Origin of the sequence: Streptomyces sp. NPDC088766 (assembly GCF_044750845.1) — a bacterium.
Taxonomy (GTDB): domain Bacteria; phylum Actinomycetota; class Actinomycetes; order Streptomycetales; family Streptomycetaceae; genus Streptomyces.
The window spans coordinates 59,614-74,845 of sequence record NZ_JBIVKQ010000033.1; the positions used below are offsets into that span (position 1 = coordinate 59,614).

Here is a 15,232-nt window from a genome sequence, read left to right on the forward strand (position 1 = left end):
CACGACCCGTTCGGCGATCGACCGTCCCTAACCGGTTACGGCTGTGGTGTGATGCCGGCGTCTTCGAGGCCATGATGGAGACCGCACCAGCCACCGTCTCCTTTCACTCGTGCGCGATCAAGGACGTGCTTTCCGACTCCCCCCGCCGGGCCAGAGGAATCAGGTGACGCGGCTGTGGTGTCACTCGGTGCGCGACACGTCCCGTGTGATTCCGTGAGCGACGTCCAGCACCATCAGTGCCGACCGGGCCTCGACCGCCGCTGCCGCGTCACGCAGATCCATTCCGGTCAGCGCCTCGATGCGCCGTAGCCGCTGGCTGATGGTGTTGGGGTGCACCATCAGCGCCTGTGCGGTCGCCTGGCGGTCCAGGCGATGCGCCAGGTGCGCTCGGAGGGTCGCCACCAGGGAGGTGCCGTGCTGGTCGTCGTGCCGGATGAGGGGGCCCAGTGTGCGATCGGCGTAACTGTGCAGGGGAGCAGGGTCGCCGAGCTGCAGGAGGAGCCCTGCCACACCCAGCCCGTCCAAGGTGATCACACCTGCGCTGCGCCGCTGGCGGTCGGCTACGGCGAGGGCGCCCCGGGCCGTACGGTAGGCCTCGGCGAACTTGTTGTCGGTGAGCTCGGAAACGGCGACGGTCACGGAGGAGACTCCCGCCGTCGTCGAGATGACTCTGCGCAGGGTCTCGGCGATCTGCGGCCCGTCCTCGGGGCCGGTCGCGGGCGCGGGCCACAGGGCCACGATCGCCTCCTGGTGCTGGCTGATGAGGGGCCGCGGGGTGATGGTGGAAGCCAGCCGGTTCGCCTCGTCCGCGGCGCGACGGAGGGTTCGGGCCGCACTGCCCCGCCCGGTGGTGTCGATGTGTGCGACCAGCGCGCAGTGGGCGCGCGTCAGATCGTGGCCGAGCAGCCGGGCGCGGTGCAGGAGAGCCTCCGCGTGCGGGTCGGCGCCGGTGAGCAGCTCGGCCAGCAGCTCACCGCGCAGGTTCTGCTCGACCTCCAGCGCCGTGCGCTGCCGGAGCAGTTCTAGCGAGAGCACCACCGAGGCATGCTCCAGCGCCCGGCGGTCCAGCGCCGTCAGGGACCTTCGATGGCCGGGTAGCCAGACTCGCGCGGGCACCTCGCCGAAGAGGACGACGTCGGCGACGATGTGGCCGTCCTGCTCACGGACCAGGTCAGTGCCCGGTGCCGGCGCGGTCGTCGGCCAGCCGGCGACCGGAGGCTCCGCCGGGGGCCCGGCCGCGGCGAGTACCTCACCCCGCGCGTCCTGCAGCAGCACTGCCGTGTCGAGCAGGTCGTGGAGGGCGGCGGCGATCCCCTGGATGCCTCCCGAGCGGACTGCCACCCGAAGCAGGCGCTCGTGGATTTCCTCCGAGCGCGACACCAGGTCGTGCTGTCGGCGCAGGTCCTCGACGAGCCGGGCGGAGGTGATGGCGATCGCCGCGTGCTCGGCGAGCAGTTGCAGCCGTCCGATTTCCTCAGGACCGAATTCGTGCACCGCCGACCGGTAGCTGTTGAGCGTCCCGATCACGCCGGACGCGGTGACCAGAGGCACCGACAGCATGGAACGGTAGTCCTGGTCGTGGGCGACGCCGCCCCAGATGAAGCCGGGCTCGCGCGAGATGTCCTTGACCGCTGCCGGACGGCCCGAGCGGTAGGCCCGGCTCGATGGCGCCCCGGAGAGCGCGTCGTCCTCCAGTGGGACCGGGTGATCGGAGTTGACCCGGGCGACGTAGGTGGCCGACAACCCGCTCCAGGCGGCGATCACGAGGTTGCGCCCCTCGGCGTCGGGCAGCAGGACGCCGCAGAAGTCGAGTCCCAGTAAATGCCGGGCGGTCGAAGCGACGAGGTCGAGGAGCTCACGCAGGCCCCGGCCCGCGTTCACGGCCGAGGTCAGCGTGCCGATCGCGGTGAGCCAGCTGTGCAGCTCGTGTTCATCCTCCACGGTCAGTCAGTGTCGTCAAGAACACACAGGCTGTCCAACTGTGTCAGCTGTGACATATCTGTCGCCCTTGCACATGGGTCAGACTCCGAGGACTCACCCCGTCGGATCAGTCCCAGAAAGGGCCGGAATGTCGATGATGACTTCTTCGCCGCCCAGCAACGCGAACGTCGCAGCGGGCCAGGAGCGCCCCGTGGTCAACCCGGCCACCGGCAGCGTCATCCGCACCGTGGCTGACAGCTCCGTCGCCGAGGTCGACGCGGCTGTCGCCCGTGCCCGTGCGGCATTCCTGGACGGCCCGTGGCCCGCGATGAGCCGCACGGCGCGTGGCCGGCTGCTGCTGCGGGTCGCGGACCTGATCGAGGACGCGGCCGAGAGCCTTTACCGGCTGGAGACGCAGAACAACGGCCGCCCCGTCACCGAGACACGGGCGCAGTTGTCGAGGGTGCCGGAGTGGTTCCGTTACAACGCGGGACTGCTGGCCGCTCAGCGCGACGCCGTACTGCCCTCGGACGGGCCTTACCTGACCTACCAGCGCCGGGCACCTCTCGGGGTCTGCGGAATCATCACGCCGTTCAACCACCCGCTGCTGATCCTGGCCCGCAGCCTCTCCGCGGCGCTGGCCACGGGCAACACCGTGGTGGTCAAGCCGTCGGAGACCACACCCCTGTCCACTCTGGCGATGGTCGAGCTGCTGCGGAAGGCGGGTGTCCCCGAAGGCGTGGTGAACGTGGTGACCGGCGGGCGCGAGGTGGGGGAGCGGCTGACCGGGCACCCGGACATCGCCAAGATCACCCTGACCGGCGGGACCGAGGCCGGGCGCGCGGCCGCCGTCGCCACCGCGCAGCGCTTCGCCCGGGTGACCGCCGAGCTCGGAGGGAAGACACCGATCGTCGTCTTCGACGACATCGACCCCGTTGTGGCGGCCGAGGGGGCGGCGTTCGCCGCGTTTGTCGCGGCCGGGCAGTCCTGCGTGGCGGGTTCCCGGTTCCTGGTCCAGCGTGCGAGCTACGACCGGTTCGTCACGACGCTGGCCCGGCGGGCCGACGCGATCCGCATCGGCGACCCGTCCGACCCGGCCACCCAGATCGGCCCCCTGGTCACCGCAGTCCAGCGCGACAAGGTCCTGGCTCTGATCGAGAAGGGGCGCTCGGAGGGGGCATTCGTCGCCGCCGGGGGAGGGGCCCCTGACCTGCCCGCGCCCCTGGACGGAGGGTTCTTCGTCCGTCCGACCGTCCTGGCCGACGCGACGATGGACATGCAGGTCGCGCGGGAGGAGATCTTCGGCCCGGTCGCCGTCGTCGTGCCGTTCGACGACGAGGCCGACGCTATCGCCAAGGCCAACGACAACCGTTTCGGGCTCGGCGCGGGCGTGTGGACGCGCGACCTGGCCCGCGGGCACCGGGTGGCGGACCGGATTCAGGCCGGAATGGTGTGGGTCAACGACCATCACCGGCTCGAACCGTCCCTGCCCTGGGGCGGCATCAAGGAATCCGGTACCGGCCGCGACGCCGGGACCGAGTCCTTCGACGACTTCACGTGGCTCAAGACCGTCGTGGTGCGCACCGCGGACGACGACGTCGACTGGTACGGCTCCGACGCCCCCGGCCGCCTCAACTGACACGCCCCCCAGCCACGTTCGACCTCTGGCAAAGGAGCCGACCATGTCGAATTCCGGAACCACCATTGCGCCGCCTGGGACCTGGCGCACCGTCATCACCCGCACCCAATGGCTGGTCCTGGCAGGTACCACGATGGGCTGGGCGCTGGACGGGTTCGCGGGCAGCCTGTACGCACTGATCCTCGGCCCGGCGATGACGGAACTGCTGCCGCACAGCGGCATCGCCCCCGCCGGCGAGGCCATCGGCCTCTACGGAGGCCTGACCGTCGCACTCTTCCTGTTCGGATGGGGCACCGGCGGCATCCTGTTCGGCATCCTCGCCGACTACTTCGGCAGGGTGCGGGTGCTGTCGGCGGGCATCGTCACCTACGCCGTGTTCACCGCACTCGCCGCATTCGCCGACACCTGGTGGCAGTTGGGCCTGCTCCGCTTCATCGCCGGGCTCGGCTCCGGTGTCGAGGCGCCGGTCGGCGCGGCGCTGGTCGCCGAGGTGTGGCGCAACCGCTACCGGGCCCGCGCCTGCGGAGTGATGATGTCGGGCTACGCGATCGGCTTCTTCCTCGCCGCGCTGTCCTACGCGCTCATCGGCGACCACGGCTGGCGCCTGATGATGGGCATAGCCGTCCTGCCGGCACTGCTGGTGTACTTCATCCGCCGGCACGTACCGGAGCCGCCGGAGATCCGCAGCACCATCACCGCACGGCGCGCCCGGCGATCCCGCGGCCACCGCGCCGAACAGGACCGTTTCGTCCTGGCCCGGCTGCTCACCCCGCCGCTGCTGCGGCCCACCCTGGTCGGCACCGCGCTCGCCACCGGCTCGCTGGTCGCCTTCTGGAGCGTCTCCACCTGGTATCCGCAGATCATCCGGCAGACGGCCGCGGCCGCCGCGCTGTCCCCGGACGTGGCCAACTCCCGCGTCGCCACCGCCTCCATGCTCTTCAACGCCGGCGGCGTGCTCGGCTACGCGACCTGGGGCTTCCTCGCCGACGCGATCGGCCGCCGCGGGGCTTTCCTCACCAGCTTCGCGGTCTCCGCGGCCGGCGTCGGATTCCTCTTCCCCTTCGACCACGCCTGGGCGACGTTCCTGGCCGTCATCCCCGTGGCGGGCTTCGGCCTCTACGGCGCCCTGTCCGGAATCCTCGTCTACGGACCGGAACTCTTCCCGCCCTCCGTACGCGCCACCGGGATAGCGCTCTACAACGGCATCGGCCGGTACCTGACCGCGACAGGCCCCCTGGTCGCCGGCGTCATCGCCGCGTCCTGGTTCGGCGGCGACCTCGGCCTCGCCACCACCTGCGTCGTGGCGGTGGGCATGCTCGGCGCCCTCGGTCTCCTCTTCGCCCCCGAAACCCGCGGCCAGGCCCTGCCCACCGACCCCACCCCCACCTCCGACCCGGACCCCGCACCGCGGACCGCGGCCCAACTCGAGGAGACGTCCTGATGTCCCCGTACGCCCACGCCCGCGCCCTCGTGATCGGCGGCTCCATCGGCGGGCTGACCACCGCACTGCTGCTCCGGGACCTCGGCTTCGACGTCGACGTCTTCGAGCGCACCCCGACGCCCCTGGACGGGCGAGGCGGCGGGATCGTACTGCAACCCGACACCGTCCGCTGGTTCACGGAGCGCAGCGACCAGCACCCCGAGGCCCTGTCCACCTCCACCGACCACGTGCAGTACCTCGGCCCCGACAACGAGATCATCCACCGCGAGGAGCGCCGCTGGACCTACACCTCCTGGGGCACCTTCTACCGCGCCCTGCTCGCCGACTTCGGCACCGAGCGCTACCACCTGGGCGAGTTCGCCTGCGGCCTCACCCAGGACGCCGACCGTGCCACCGTCCGCTTCGTCAGCGGACGTACGGCGGAAGCGGAACTGGTGGTCTTCGCCGACGGCATCACCTCCGTCGGCCGCCGGCTGCTCGACCCGGACTCCGCCATGGAGTACTCCGGATACATCGGCTGGCGCGGCACCGTACCGGAGCGGCAACTGCCCCCGGAGGTGCGGTCACTGCTGGGCAACGCCATCTCCTACAGCGTCGTCCCGCACTCCCACATCACGCTCTACCCGATTCCGGGCGAGACCGGCACCGGCCCGCAGGACCGGCTGATGAACTACGTCTGGTACCGCAATGTGCCGACCGGCCCGGAACTGGCCGAGATGCTGATCGACAAGCGCGGTTTCACCGGCACCGTCTCGCTGCACCCCGGCCAGGTCCAGGACCGCTACGTCGAGGAGATGCGCGCGACCGCCGCCCAGTCGCTGGCCCCGGCCGCCACCGAAGTCGTTCTCGGCACCGAACAGCCCTACATACAGGTCGTCTCCGACGTCCGGTCGGCGAAGATGGCCGACGGACGGGTCGCCCTGCTCGGCGACGCGGCATCCGCCGCCCGCCCCCATGCCGCCGCCGGCACAGCCAAAGCCGCCGCCGACGCCTGGGCCCTGGCCGACGCGCTGACCTCCTCCGAGGGCGACATCCCCGCCGCACTGCGCAAATGGGAGCCCGTGCAGCTCGAACTGGCCGCCAGGCTGCTGGACCGGGTCAAGGACATGGGCGAGCGCTCCCAGTTCCACAACACCTGGACACCCGGCGACCCCAGCCTCCGCTTCGGCCTCTACGGCCCAGGCCGTTGAGTACCCGCCACCCCACACCCGAAAGGAACAGATCCGAGATGACCGACACCGCGTTCCTGTCCGACCTACCGCTGGCCGGCGAACTGATCGGCAGCGACTTCGAGGGCTGGAGCCCCGAGCTGCGGGCCGAGTTCGACGCCCACGCCCAGGACGGGGCGGTCGGCTCACGGCTGCTCAGCCAGAACGACCGCGTACGGGTCTGGGAGATCCGCCTCGCGCCCGGCGAGCGCTGGCACGCCCATCGGCACGTGCTGGACTACTTCTGGACCGCGGTGAACGCAGGCCGCAGCCGCCAGCACACCAGCGACGGCACCACCCGCGAAGTCTCCTACGCCGCGGGCGAGACACGGCACTTCACCTTCGCGGCCGGACAGTACCTCCTCCACGACATCGAGAACGTGGGGGACACCGAGCTGGTGTTCACCACCGTCGAGCACCTCGACAGCGCCAACGAGCCGCTCCCGCTGGACCCCGCATGACCGGCGGGATCGACATCCACGCGCACTGGCTGCCCACGGAACTGTTCGGGCTGCCGCCCGGTGCGCCGTACGGGCCGCTTCGAGACCGCGACGGCGAACTCCACCTCGGAGACGTCCCGTTGTCCATCGCCACTCGCGCGATGAGCGACATCTCGGCAATCCGCACCGACATGGCCGAGACCGGCATCGCCGTGCGTGTTCTGTCCGCTCCGCCCTTCGCCTTTCCGGTGGCCGGGCCGGCGGCCGACTACGTCGACGCGTTCAACGACGCACTCGCCACTGCGGTTTCCGACTCCGAGGGCGCGTTGGCCGGGTTCGGTCTGGTGCCCTTGGACAGCGCCGCGACGGCAACCGCCCGGCTGGAGACCCTGGCAGCAACGCAAGGCATCGCCGGCGTGGCGATCCCTCCGCTCCTCGGCAGCGAGTCACTCGACTCCGGCGTCCTTCGGCATGTGCTCACCGAGTGCACACGGCTCGGACTCGCCGTGCTGGTGCACCCCATGCAACTGTCCCGGCCGGAATGGTCGCACCACTACCTGGTCAACCTGGTCGGCAACCCCGTGGAGACAGCCACCGCCGTAGCCGCCCTGCTGCTCGGCGGTGTACACGAGGCGCTGCCCGGACTGCGGATCTGTTTCGTGCACGGTGGCGGCTGCGCTCCGTCTCTCCTGGGTCGCTGGGACCACGGCTGGCATGCGCGCCAGGACGTCCGCCGGGACTCGACCCGCCCACCCGGCCAGGCGGCACGGGAGCTGTACTTCGACACGGTCACCCATGATCCGGCCCTGCGCGACCTCCTGGTCCAACGGGTCGGGAAACAGTCCGTGCTGTGCGGCAGCGACTACCCGTTCGACATGGCGCAGAGCGATCCCCTCACCTTCGCCACGGCAGGGGGCCTGGACACCGACACGCTGACCGCGAATGCCCGCGCCTACCTGGGATGGGCGCCGTAAGCACCCGCGGCAGCGGTCACCGGTGAGCCGCGTAGGGGATCCGCCGGCCCGCATTGTCACGGCCGGGCTCTGCGCCCGGCCGTGCCGGGCAGACCCGAGGACCCTGACCAGCCTGCGGGACAACGCCCTTCACAGTCCGGCGATCGGCCGTGCTGCCCCGAACCGCGCTCCTTCTTCAACGACAGGAAAGCACCTTGATCAGTCTTGACCACATAGCTGTCTGGTCGGACAACCTGTACCGGACAACGGCCGACCTGAGCCGTGCCACCGGCCTGGGCAGCGCCGACGGCGGCTACTTCCCCGGCCTGGGCCTGGGACAGAAGCTGCTGTCCCTCGGCGGCCTCGTCTACATCGAGGTCGAGAGCATCGTCGACCACCGCATGATCGCCGAACGGGCGCCGATGGCTCTGGAGCTGGAACGCCAGACCGCCCGGGGCGACTGCTTCGCCGGACTCTGCCTGCGCAGCGACAACCTCGACGAGGTGGCCGAGTTCGCCCGTCACCGCGGCGTCACACCGAGCGGCGACATCGCCGGTGGAAAGGTGCGCATGGTCCCTGCGCAAGGCACCTCACCGTCGGTGCACGCGCCGGACTTCCGCAACTCCTGGCTGGTCGGCAAGCCCAACATCTACTACGTCCCAGACCTGACCAACCACTCCAGCCTGCTCCCCCCGCAACCCGGAACCGGTGACGTACGGGGAACGGGGGTCACCGGCATAGAGATCGGCGGCACCGAAGCCGACCTGAAGGCCTGGCTCGGTGACGTCGTCGCACCCGCCGAACTCGGCGTCGACATCGTTTACACCGGCGCTCCGGACGGGCTCTACGCGGTCACGTTCGGCACCACCGACGGCCCCCGGACCATACGCCTCAACCCGATCACCCACTGAGCCACAGCTCAGCATCACCCCTGGAGCAACCCCGTGCTCACATCCGCTCTGCAAGCCCCCCGCACGTCGAGATCCCGCACCGTCCGCCGCGCGGCCGTCTCCGGCTTCTTCGGCAGCGCCCTGGAGTACTACGACTTCCTCATCTACGGATCGGCCGCCGCTCTGGTCTTCGGCGACGTCTTCTTCCCGGACTCCGGGGGGAGCGGAACGCTCCTGTCGATCGGCACGTTCGGCGTCGCCTACGTCGCCCGTCCGTTCGGCGCGGTGCTGTGGGGACATGTCGGGGACAAGCTGGGGCGCCGGCTTGCCCTGGTCCTGACGATCGGCCTGATGGGCGTCGCCACCTTCGCCATCGGACTGTTGCCCTCCTACGCCACGATAGGCATCGCGGCTCCGATCCTGCTCGTCCTGCTGCGACTGGTGCAGGGCCTCTCCGCGGGCGGTGAATCACCCGGATCGACCTCGCTGACCATCGAGCACGCCCCCGAGAGCCAACGCGCCTACTACGCCGGCTTCTCGATGAGCGGGATGCAGCTCGGGATGGGGCTGGGCAGTCTGGTCTTCCTGCCTTTGGCAACCCTTCCTGAGCACCAGCTCCTGACCTGGGGCTGGCGGCTGCCGTTCCTGCTCAGTGGTGTGTTGACGATCGTGGGTTACCTTCTCCGGCGCAAGGTCGAGGAGCCGGAGGTGTTCACCGACATGCAGCAGCGCGACGAAAACGCGTCCCTGCCCATCGCCAGGTTGATGCGCGAGTACTGGACGGTCACTCTCCGCGTGGCGATCTGCAGCACCATCAACGTCGTCGGCACCATCTTCACCGTCTTCGCCCTTGCCTACGCGACCGGCACCGCCGGCATGACCCGGCCCGTCATGCTGACCGTCGTGTCGTTGGGCAACCTGACCGCGGTCGCGATGGCCCCGCTGGTCGGAAAGCTGTCGGACCGGATCGGCCGCAAGCCGGTGTTCGTCGTCGGCGCACTGGGCTCGAGCCTGTCCCTCCTCGTACTGTTCAGCGCGATCGACGCGGGCAACACCCCGCTCGTCTTCGCCGCCGGCATCATCGGACAGGGCATTCTCTACATCATGCCGATCGGTGTCGGAGCGGCCTACTACCCCGAGCAGTTCCCCGCGCCCGTCCGCTACACCGGCATGGCAGTGGGACTGATGCTCGGCCTGCTCGCATCGGGATTCGCCCCGACCCTCGCCGAGGCGCTCAACGCCGGAGCGAGCACCTGGCACACCATTGTGTGGATCTGCATCGCCGTCTCGGTGGTGTCCTCACTCGCGGCACTGAGTGGCCGTGAAACACATCGGGTACCGACACGACAGCTCGGCAAGCGCTGACCGACTGATTCGCGGACACCGCACAGGACGTGGCGGTCACGGCCCGGCGCTGCGCCGGCCGTGCCGTCACCCTCGACTGTTCCGGCGAACCACGCTCGACGGCCGCCCGGGGGCGCGCCGTTCGCCCGGCGGCGGGCGGGGGCCGGTCGGCTCGATGTCATCGGTCGGGGACGGGACGGGCTCGGACCGACGACGCCGGACCAGAGTTGGCGTACCTCCTGTGTAACAGCGTTGTCACGTCTCGTGTTTGGGCTCAAGGGGCGGGCAACGGCGCTGGCATCATACGGAGCTGTGACGAGATCGGGTCATTCGTCGGATATCGACCCTTCGTCCGAGGATGCCGCCTCGACTGGGGACTCTCCCTCGGACCAGACGACCGAGGCGAACCAGGAGATCCGCACCTTCGGCGGTGGCCGGTATCGCGTACTCGCGCCGCTCGGCGCTGGCGGCATGGGCAAGGTGTGGCGTGCCCTGGACACCCGTATGAACCGGGAAGTGGCCATCAAGGAGATCTACTTCCGGAACGGCCACGGCGACGACGAGGAACTGGCCGAGGCCGACCGACGGATGCTGACCAAGGCGGAGGCCGCGGCCAAGTCGGAGCATCCTTCGGTGGTCCAGGTGTACGACATCTTCGACGAGGATGAACGGCCTTGTCTGGTGATGCAGTTGGTCGAGGGCCGCACGCTGAAGGAGGTGTTGCTGGACGGTCCGCTCGAACCCGTACGCGCCGCCCGGATCGGTCTCAGGGCGCTGGAGGCGCTGGAGGCGGCACACGGCGTGGGTGTGCTGCACCGCGATGTGACGCCGTCCAACATTATGGTCGGGCCTGAGGACAAGGTCGTGGTCATGGACTTCGGCATCGCCAGGATCGAGGGGGCGATGAGCTGACCTGCAAGGGACGACCTCGCGGATCGTTGCCGTACATGTCGCCGGAGCGGCTGCTGCAGCGCGATGTCGGCCAGGCGGCCGATCTGCGGTCGCTCGGAGTCGTCCTGTACGAGGCGGTGGAAGGTCGCCAGCCCTTCCAGGAGTGGGCCGCCCTCGGGCTGGACGGTCCCGTCGAACCCGCGAAGGCCGGTGCGTTGAAGCCCGTCATCATGGGGCTGTTGAGTCCAGAGCCCGCAGTCAGGCCCTCAACCAAGGTCGTCCGTAAAGAACTTGAGGCCGCCATCGACGGGGTGGCCCCGCAGGCCCGAGCCTCGCGCGTGCCCCGGCGGCGCGCTGCCCGGACGGTGCTGATCGCGTTGTGCGTACTGGTTCTGCTGGGAGTATCCGCCTACTGGAGCCGGCCGTTCTGACCGTCGGACCCGTCGGACCCGTCGGACCCGTCGGACCCGTCGGACCCGTCGAACTCTGAACCGCCGGCGAACTGGGCGCGCCGGAACGTGGCGTACACGGACAAGGCCATCCCGGTCTCGCTCCGCATGCCCACGGCGTTCACACCGGAAAGACCGTCCGACGCGCGATGGCCCGAAGTCGTGTACACGGATCCGAACGATGTCTTCCAGGTCAAGGTCCGCAAGAGCACAGGTGAGAAGACGACCCCGGTCGATCTCGCCCATGCGAACCTCGACTGGTACGAGGACGGCGGTGTCGAGCCGAACGGGAGCGGCGGCGGCTCACGCAGGACGATCCTTCGGGTCCAGGACCGTGAGCTGCCCCGAGTTTCGTAGAGTCCGGTGATCGTGTTTCAGGCGGACTGCGGGGTGGCTTCCTGTTGTCGCCACCAGTCGCGTTCGTACTCGGCGGGTGGTACGTAGTCGAGGGCGGAGTGGAGCCGTTCATCGTTGTACCAGGTGACCCATTGGAAGTTGGAAGATCGCACGCTCGACCTGGTTGACGTCCCGCCACGGTCCTTGCATCTCGATCAGCTCAGCCTTGAAGGTGCCGTTCAGCGCCTCGGCCATCGCGTTGTCGTAGCTGTCCGCGACCGAGCCGACCGACGCTGAAGCCCCGATCTCGGACAGCCTCTCGGTATACCGGATTGATACGTATTGGGCGAGTTCAACTGGTGGTTGCAACACCGGGCTGTTGTAGCGAGCGTAGCTGTTCCTCGAACACCTCCGCTGGGGTCTTCCAGCCGAGGATTTTGCGGGGCCGGTTGTTGATGGCCAGGGCGACGGCTTCGAGGTCCGCGGACGACCACCGGGAGAGGTCTGTGCCTTTCGGGAAGTACTGACGCAGCAGCCCGTTGGTGTTCTCGTTCGTTGGTCGTTGCCAGGGAGAGTGGGGATCGGCGAAGAACACCTTCGTCCCGGTATCGAGGGCGAACTGGGCATGGCCGGAAAGTTCCTTGCCCCGGTCCCAGGTAAGGGTCTTGCGCAGCTGCTCGGGCAGCTGTGCCACCGACGTGGTGAGCGCCGCGTTCATCGCGATCGCGCCGTAGCCCCCGAGCGAGGTGCCGTTCTTCACCGGCGGATTCTCGCCCCAGCCTTCGAGCCGGGGCAGGTGCACCAGGAGTGTGGAGCGGCTGCTGCGCTCGACGAGGGTGCCGATCGCGGAGCGGCCGGTCCCGATGATCAGATCGCCTTCCCAGTGTCCGGGGACCGCGCGGTCCCCGGCCTCGGCGGGGCGTTGGCTGAGGACGACGTCCTCGGTGACATGCCCTTGCGGCCTGTTCTGCGACCGTGCGCGGGGAGTACGCAACGCCCGGCCGGTCCGCAGACACGCGACCAGCTCCCGTTTGAGCGCACCGCGGCCCTCGATGAACAGCGCCTGGTAGATCGCTTCGTGGCTGATGCGCATGGACTCATCATCGGGGAAATCGACGCGAAGCCGCCGCGAGATTTGTTCCGGGCTCCATGCCGTCGCCCATCTTCTGTCCTGTCGGTGCGGCTTGTTCAGCCCCTTCCACGCGGGCGTCTTGGGCCCGGTGACAACCGAGCCGTCGGGACGACGGACACTGCCGGCGAGCCGTTCCTGCACGTATTCACGCAACCTGTCATTGCCCGCGATCTTGGCTGCCTTCGGGCGCTTCGCGGCCTGCTGTGCCTTCCACTGCGCGACCGTGGCCCGGTACTCCTGCTTACCGCTGCGGGTGGCGGCGTTGCGGCGCAACTCGCGTGAGATCGTCCCCGGGTCCCGTCCGAGCGCGCGGGCGATCTCGCGCACGCCCTTGTCCTGGGCGCGCAGAATCGCGATCTCCTCGCGCTCCTCGAAGGACAGGTAGCGGCCGGTGGGCTCGGCCAGAGAGAGCGGCGGCATGCCGCCAGCGTGACGGAACCACCGAGAGCCGACCGGCACCGAAACCCCGACCGCCAGCGATGCCTCAGCCGTCGTGATGCCCGTGGCGATCAGCCGCCAGAACTGCCGCTGCACCACCCGCGACGGATCAGGCCGGCCAGGCGAGCGCATCGCCGGCCTCAGCGCCCGGTCGGCACGCCACTGCCGCCGAAGCTCCTCGGGCACATCGCTGGTCTTCAAACTCCAGTCCGCCGTGGCCACGCCGCACACCTCCGAGATCAGGGTGTTGCGACGACCGGTTGAATCCGCCTTGCGACCCGCGGTCGCTGTGATGAATGAGGCCGGAGTCCTTCTTGATCCGGCGTCTCCACAATGCCATCTCCACTGCTTCCAAAGGCAGTTCGGTCCGCATGTGGTTCGCGACCTGCCAGCCGACAATCATCCGCGAGTACACGTCCAGGGCGAACGCCACGTACGCCCAGCCGGACCAGGTGCGCACATACGTCATGTCCGCCACCCACAGCTGATCCGGCATCGAGGCCGTGAAGTCGCGGTCGACCAGGTCCGGGGGCCTGGGTGCCGACGGCTCCGGCACGGTGGTCCGCCGCCGCTGACCGCGGATGACGCCCTCCAGGCCCAGCTCGGCCATCAGCCGCTCGACGGTGCAGCGGGCCACCTGCACACCCTTGAGCCTGAGCGCGCGGGTGATCCGGCGGACGCCATAGGTGCCGCCGGAGTCGGCATGGACCTGTTCGATCAGCGGCATGAGCTGCTCGTCACGCAGCCGTCGGGCCGACTTCGGCCGCTTCCTGCGCGCGTAGTACGCCGACTCGGACAGCCCCAGCACCCGGCAGGCGAACCCGACCCCGAGGCCCTTGTCCCTGAGGTGCTCGATCACCTGGTCGGCCTCGTCCGGGGACGGTCGAGTTCCGCCGCAAAAAAGCGCTCGCGGCTTTGAGGATCTCGTTCGCCCGCCTCAACTCGGCTACTTCTTTGCGGAGTTGCTTCAGTTCCTCGCGCTCGGCGGTGGTCAGCCGGTCGTCGCGTTCGCCGGCGTCCGCCTCGGCCTGGCGGAACCAGCCGCGCAGGGCCTCCTTGTGGATGCCCAGATCCTTGGCGACATGAGCGATCGGACGGCCCGTGGTGCGGACCTCGCGCACGGCCCGCTCGCGGAGCTCGTCCGGATATTTACGTGGTGCTGGCACTGCTCGTGGTTCTCCTTCGGGCCAGGATCATAAGCCTGGCTTCAGGGACTCCACGAATCCGGGGTCAGCTCATGCCGAGTGCAGACGGTTGAAGAGGCTAGGGGAGCAGGCCATGTCGAGGGTGTCTGTGCTCGGCCGCGCCTTGGCGATCGGTACGCAGGGACACGGTCCGGCGGTCGGTGGCGAGTCTGCTGTAACTGCCTGCCGCGTAGCGGACGGTGAGGTCCCCGGCCAGAACGAGACTGGCCGCGGCCGGGGCAGGTGGCACAGGCCTTAGTACTGCAACGGTGCTTGTGCTGATTGCTGACCAGTTTCAGGGACTGTGTCCGAGCTGTTTGTAGTGACTGATGCGGGCCTGGTGTTGCCGTCTGCGGCGCCATGTCGACCAGTGCGGGATGTGGTCGACCGGGGTGGGCCGACGGTCGGCGAGGCGGGTGATCAGGCGTCTGATCTCGGCGAGGCTGAGGTGGATGAGCTGGGAGGATCCGTTTCTGCTTTGTCCGCATCCAGCTGACGGGCGCGGGAACAGGCCGTGGACGGGGTGGTCGAGGGCGAAGCGGGTGACGACGGTGTCGGGGCGGGTGGTGGCCATGACGTGGAAGACGTCCGCCTGCTCGAGGTCGTAGCGCCAGCCCTTGGAGAAGCCGTAGGCGGCGTCCGCGGTCACCCACCGGAAGGGCACCTTGTCGGCGATCGCTTTGCGGACCATCGCCTTGGCCATGGCCACCTTCGTCTCGAAGGCGACCGCGTCGTCGATGCCCGCCCGGTGGCACCGTTCACGGTCGTCCGTCCAGGACGCAGGCAGATACAACCGCCGGTCGATGAGGGTGCGTCCGCGGCCGGTGGCGTAGGCGAGGAAGACACCGATCTGGCAGTTCTCCGTCCGCCCGGGGGCCTGTGTCTGAATAACTGTCAGAGTTGATCTGTGCAGGTGTCGTCGTGTGACGGTAGGCGGGCTCGTAGTTGCGTGAGGGTGCGGGCCGGT

At 69.3% G+C, this 15,232-nt stretch carries 14 protein-coding genes and 2 pseudogenes; 10 read left to right on the forward strand and 6 right to left on the reverse strand.

Translation table 11 applies throughout. The features are described from left to right. Positions 1 to 180: 180 nt before the first annotated feature. Complete coding sequence (locus ACIP5W_RS32530; RefSeq protein ID WP_401481104.1) at positions 181 to 1,941, reverse strand: helix-turn-helix domain-containing protein; 1,761 nt, start codon at positions 1,939 to 1,941, stop codon at positions 181 to 183. Between the two features lie 133 nt (positions 1,942 to 2,074). On the opposite strand from ACIP5W_RS32530, the gene ACIP5W_RS32535 reads away from it, so the two are divergent. From ACIP5W_RS32535 to ACIP5W_RS32580, 10 genes are all read left to right on the forward strand, one after another. Continuing rightward, complete coding sequence (locus tag ACIP5W_RS32535; RefSeq protein WP_401481106.1) at positions 2,075 to 3,559, forward strand: aldehyde dehydrogenase family protein; 1,485 nt, start codon at positions 2,075 to 2,077, stop codon at positions 3,557 to 3,559. Between the two features lie 43 nt (positions 3,560 to 3,602). After that, on the forward strand, positions 3,603 to 5,000 hold the full coding sequence (locus ACIP5W_RS32540; protein WP_401481108.1) for an MFS transporter: 1,398 nt from the start codon (positions 3,603 to 3,605) through the stop codon (positions 4,998 to 5,000). After that, entirely contained in the window at positions 5,000 to 6,190 is a 1,191-nt protein-coding gene (locus ACIP5W_RS32545; protein WP_401481110.1) for an FAD-dependent monooxygenase, read from the forward strand. Before ACIP5W_RS32540 ends, ACIP5W_RS32545 begins: the two co-directional genes overlap by 1 nt. Positions 6,191 to 6,228: 38 nt before the next feature. Continuing rightward, positions 6,229 to 6,669, forward strand: a complete 441-nt coding sequence (locus ACIP5W_RS32550; RefSeq protein WP_401481112.1) for a hypothetical protein — start codon at positions 6,229 to 6,231, stop codon at positions 6,667 to 6,669. Beyond that, the gene (locus ACIP5W_RS32555; protein WP_401481113.1) at positions 6,666 to 7,622 is read left to right on the forward strand and encodes an amidohydrolase family protein; all 957 of its coding nucleotides are present in this window, start codon (positions 6,666 to 6,668) and stop codon (positions 7,620 to 7,622) included. Before ACIP5W_RS32550 ends, ACIP5W_RS32555 begins: the two co-directional genes overlap by 4 nt. Before the next feature lie 194 nt (positions 7,623 to 7,816). Next, complete coding sequence (locus ACIP5W_RS32560; protein ID WP_401481115.1) at positions 7,817 to 8,512, forward strand: VOC family protein; 696 nt, start codon at positions 7,817 to 7,819, stop codon at positions 8,510 to 8,512. Positions 8,513 to 8,545: 33 nt separating this feature from the next. Then, entirely contained in the window at positions 8,546 to 9,856 is a 1,311-nt protein-coding gene (locus tag ACIP5W_RS32565) for an MFS transporter (RefSeq protein WP_401481117.1), read from the forward strand. A gap of 291 nt (positions 9,857 to 10,147) precedes the next feature. Then, positions 10,148 to 10,747, forward strand: coding sequence for a serine/threonine-protein kinase (locus ACIP5W_RS32570; RefSeq protein WP_401481119.1), 600 nt, complete (start codon positions 10,148 to 10,150; stop codon positions 10,745 to 10,747). Between the two features lie 35 nt (positions 10,748 to 10,782). Next, the gene (locus tag ACIP5W_RS32575; RefSeq protein ID WP_401481121.1) at positions 10,783 to 11,157 is read left to right on the forward strand and encodes a hypothetical protein; all 375 of its coding nucleotides are present in this window, start codon (positions 10,783 to 10,785) and stop codon (positions 11,155 to 11,157) included. Positions 11,158 to 11,337: 180 nt separating this feature from the next. Then, a complete protein-coding gene (locus ACIP5W_RS32580) occupies positions 11,338 to 11,532 on the forward strand; it encodes a hypothetical protein (protein ID WP_401481123.1) in 195 nt (64 codons plus the stop codon). Positions 11,533 to 11,549: 17 nt separating this feature from the next. On the opposite strand, the pseudogene ACIP5W_RS32585 reads toward ACIP5W_RS32580, so the two are convergent. From ACIP5W_RS32585 to ACIP5W_RS32605, 5 genes and pseudogenes are all read right to left on the reverse strand, one after another. Further along, positions 11,550 to 11,859 (reverse strand): annotated as a pseudogene (locus tag ACIP5W_RS32585) (integrase core domain-containing protein); the annotation flags it as partial. 4 nt (positions 11,860 to 11,863) lie between these two features. Next, positions 11,864 to 13,063, reverse strand: a complete 1,200-nt coding sequence (locus tag ACIP5W_RS32590; protein ID WP_401481139.1) for an IS30 family transposase — start codon at positions 13,061 to 13,063, stop codon at positions 11,864 to 11,866. A 127-nt stretch (positions 13,064 to 13,190) separates the two neighbouring features. Continuing rightward, a complete protein-coding gene (locus ACIP5W_RS32595; RefSeq protein WP_401481141.1) occupies positions 13,191 to 13,937 on the reverse strand; it encodes an IS3 family transposase in 747 nt (248 codons plus the stop codon). After that, entirely contained in the window at positions 13,819 to 14,247 is a 429-nt protein-coding gene (locus ACIP5W_RS32600; protein ID WP_401481125.1) for a transposase, read from the reverse strand. The genes ACIP5W_RS32595 and ACIP5W_RS32600 overlap by 119 nt, the downstream gene beginning before the upstream one ends. Before the next feature lie 337 nt (positions 14,248 to 14,584). Beyond that, positions 14,585 to 15,136, reverse strand: a pseudogene (locus ACIP5W_RS32605) (transposase); the annotation flags it as partial. Positions 15,137 to 15,232: the final 96 nt, after the last annotated feature.

Excerpts from the sequence above, each read along its gene's own strand:
- ACIP5W_RS32535 (WP_401481106.1), top strand. The coding sequence starts at position 2,075 with ATGATGACTTCTTCGCCGCCCAGCAACGCGAACGTCGCAGCGGGCCAG.
- ACIP5W_RS32540 (WP_401481108.1), top strand. The coding sequence starts at position 3,603 with ATGTCGAATTCCGGAACCACCATTGCGCCGCCTGGGACCTGGCGCACC.
- ACIP5W_RS32545 (WP_401481110.1), top strand. The coding sequence starts at position 5,000 with ATGTCCCCGTACGCCCACGCCCGCGCCCTCGTGATCGGCGGCTCCATC.
- ACIP5W_RS32550 (WP_401481112.1), top strand. The coding sequence starts at position 6,229 with ATGACCGACACCGCGTTCCTGTCCGACCTACCGCTGGCCGGCGAACTG.
- ACIP5W_RS32555 (WP_401481113.1), top strand. The coding sequence starts at position 6,666 with ATGACCGGCGGGATCGACATCCACGCGCACTGGCTGCCCACGGAACTG.
- ACIP5W_RS32575 (WP_401481121.1), top strand. The coding sequence starts at position 10,783 with ATGTCGCCGGAGCGGCTGCTGCAGCGCGATGTCGGCCAGGCGGCCGAT.
- ACIP5W_RS32590 (WP_401481139.1), bottom strand. The coding sequence starts at position 13,063 with ATGCCGCCGCTCTCTCTGGCCGAGCCCACCGGCCGCTACCTGTCCTTC.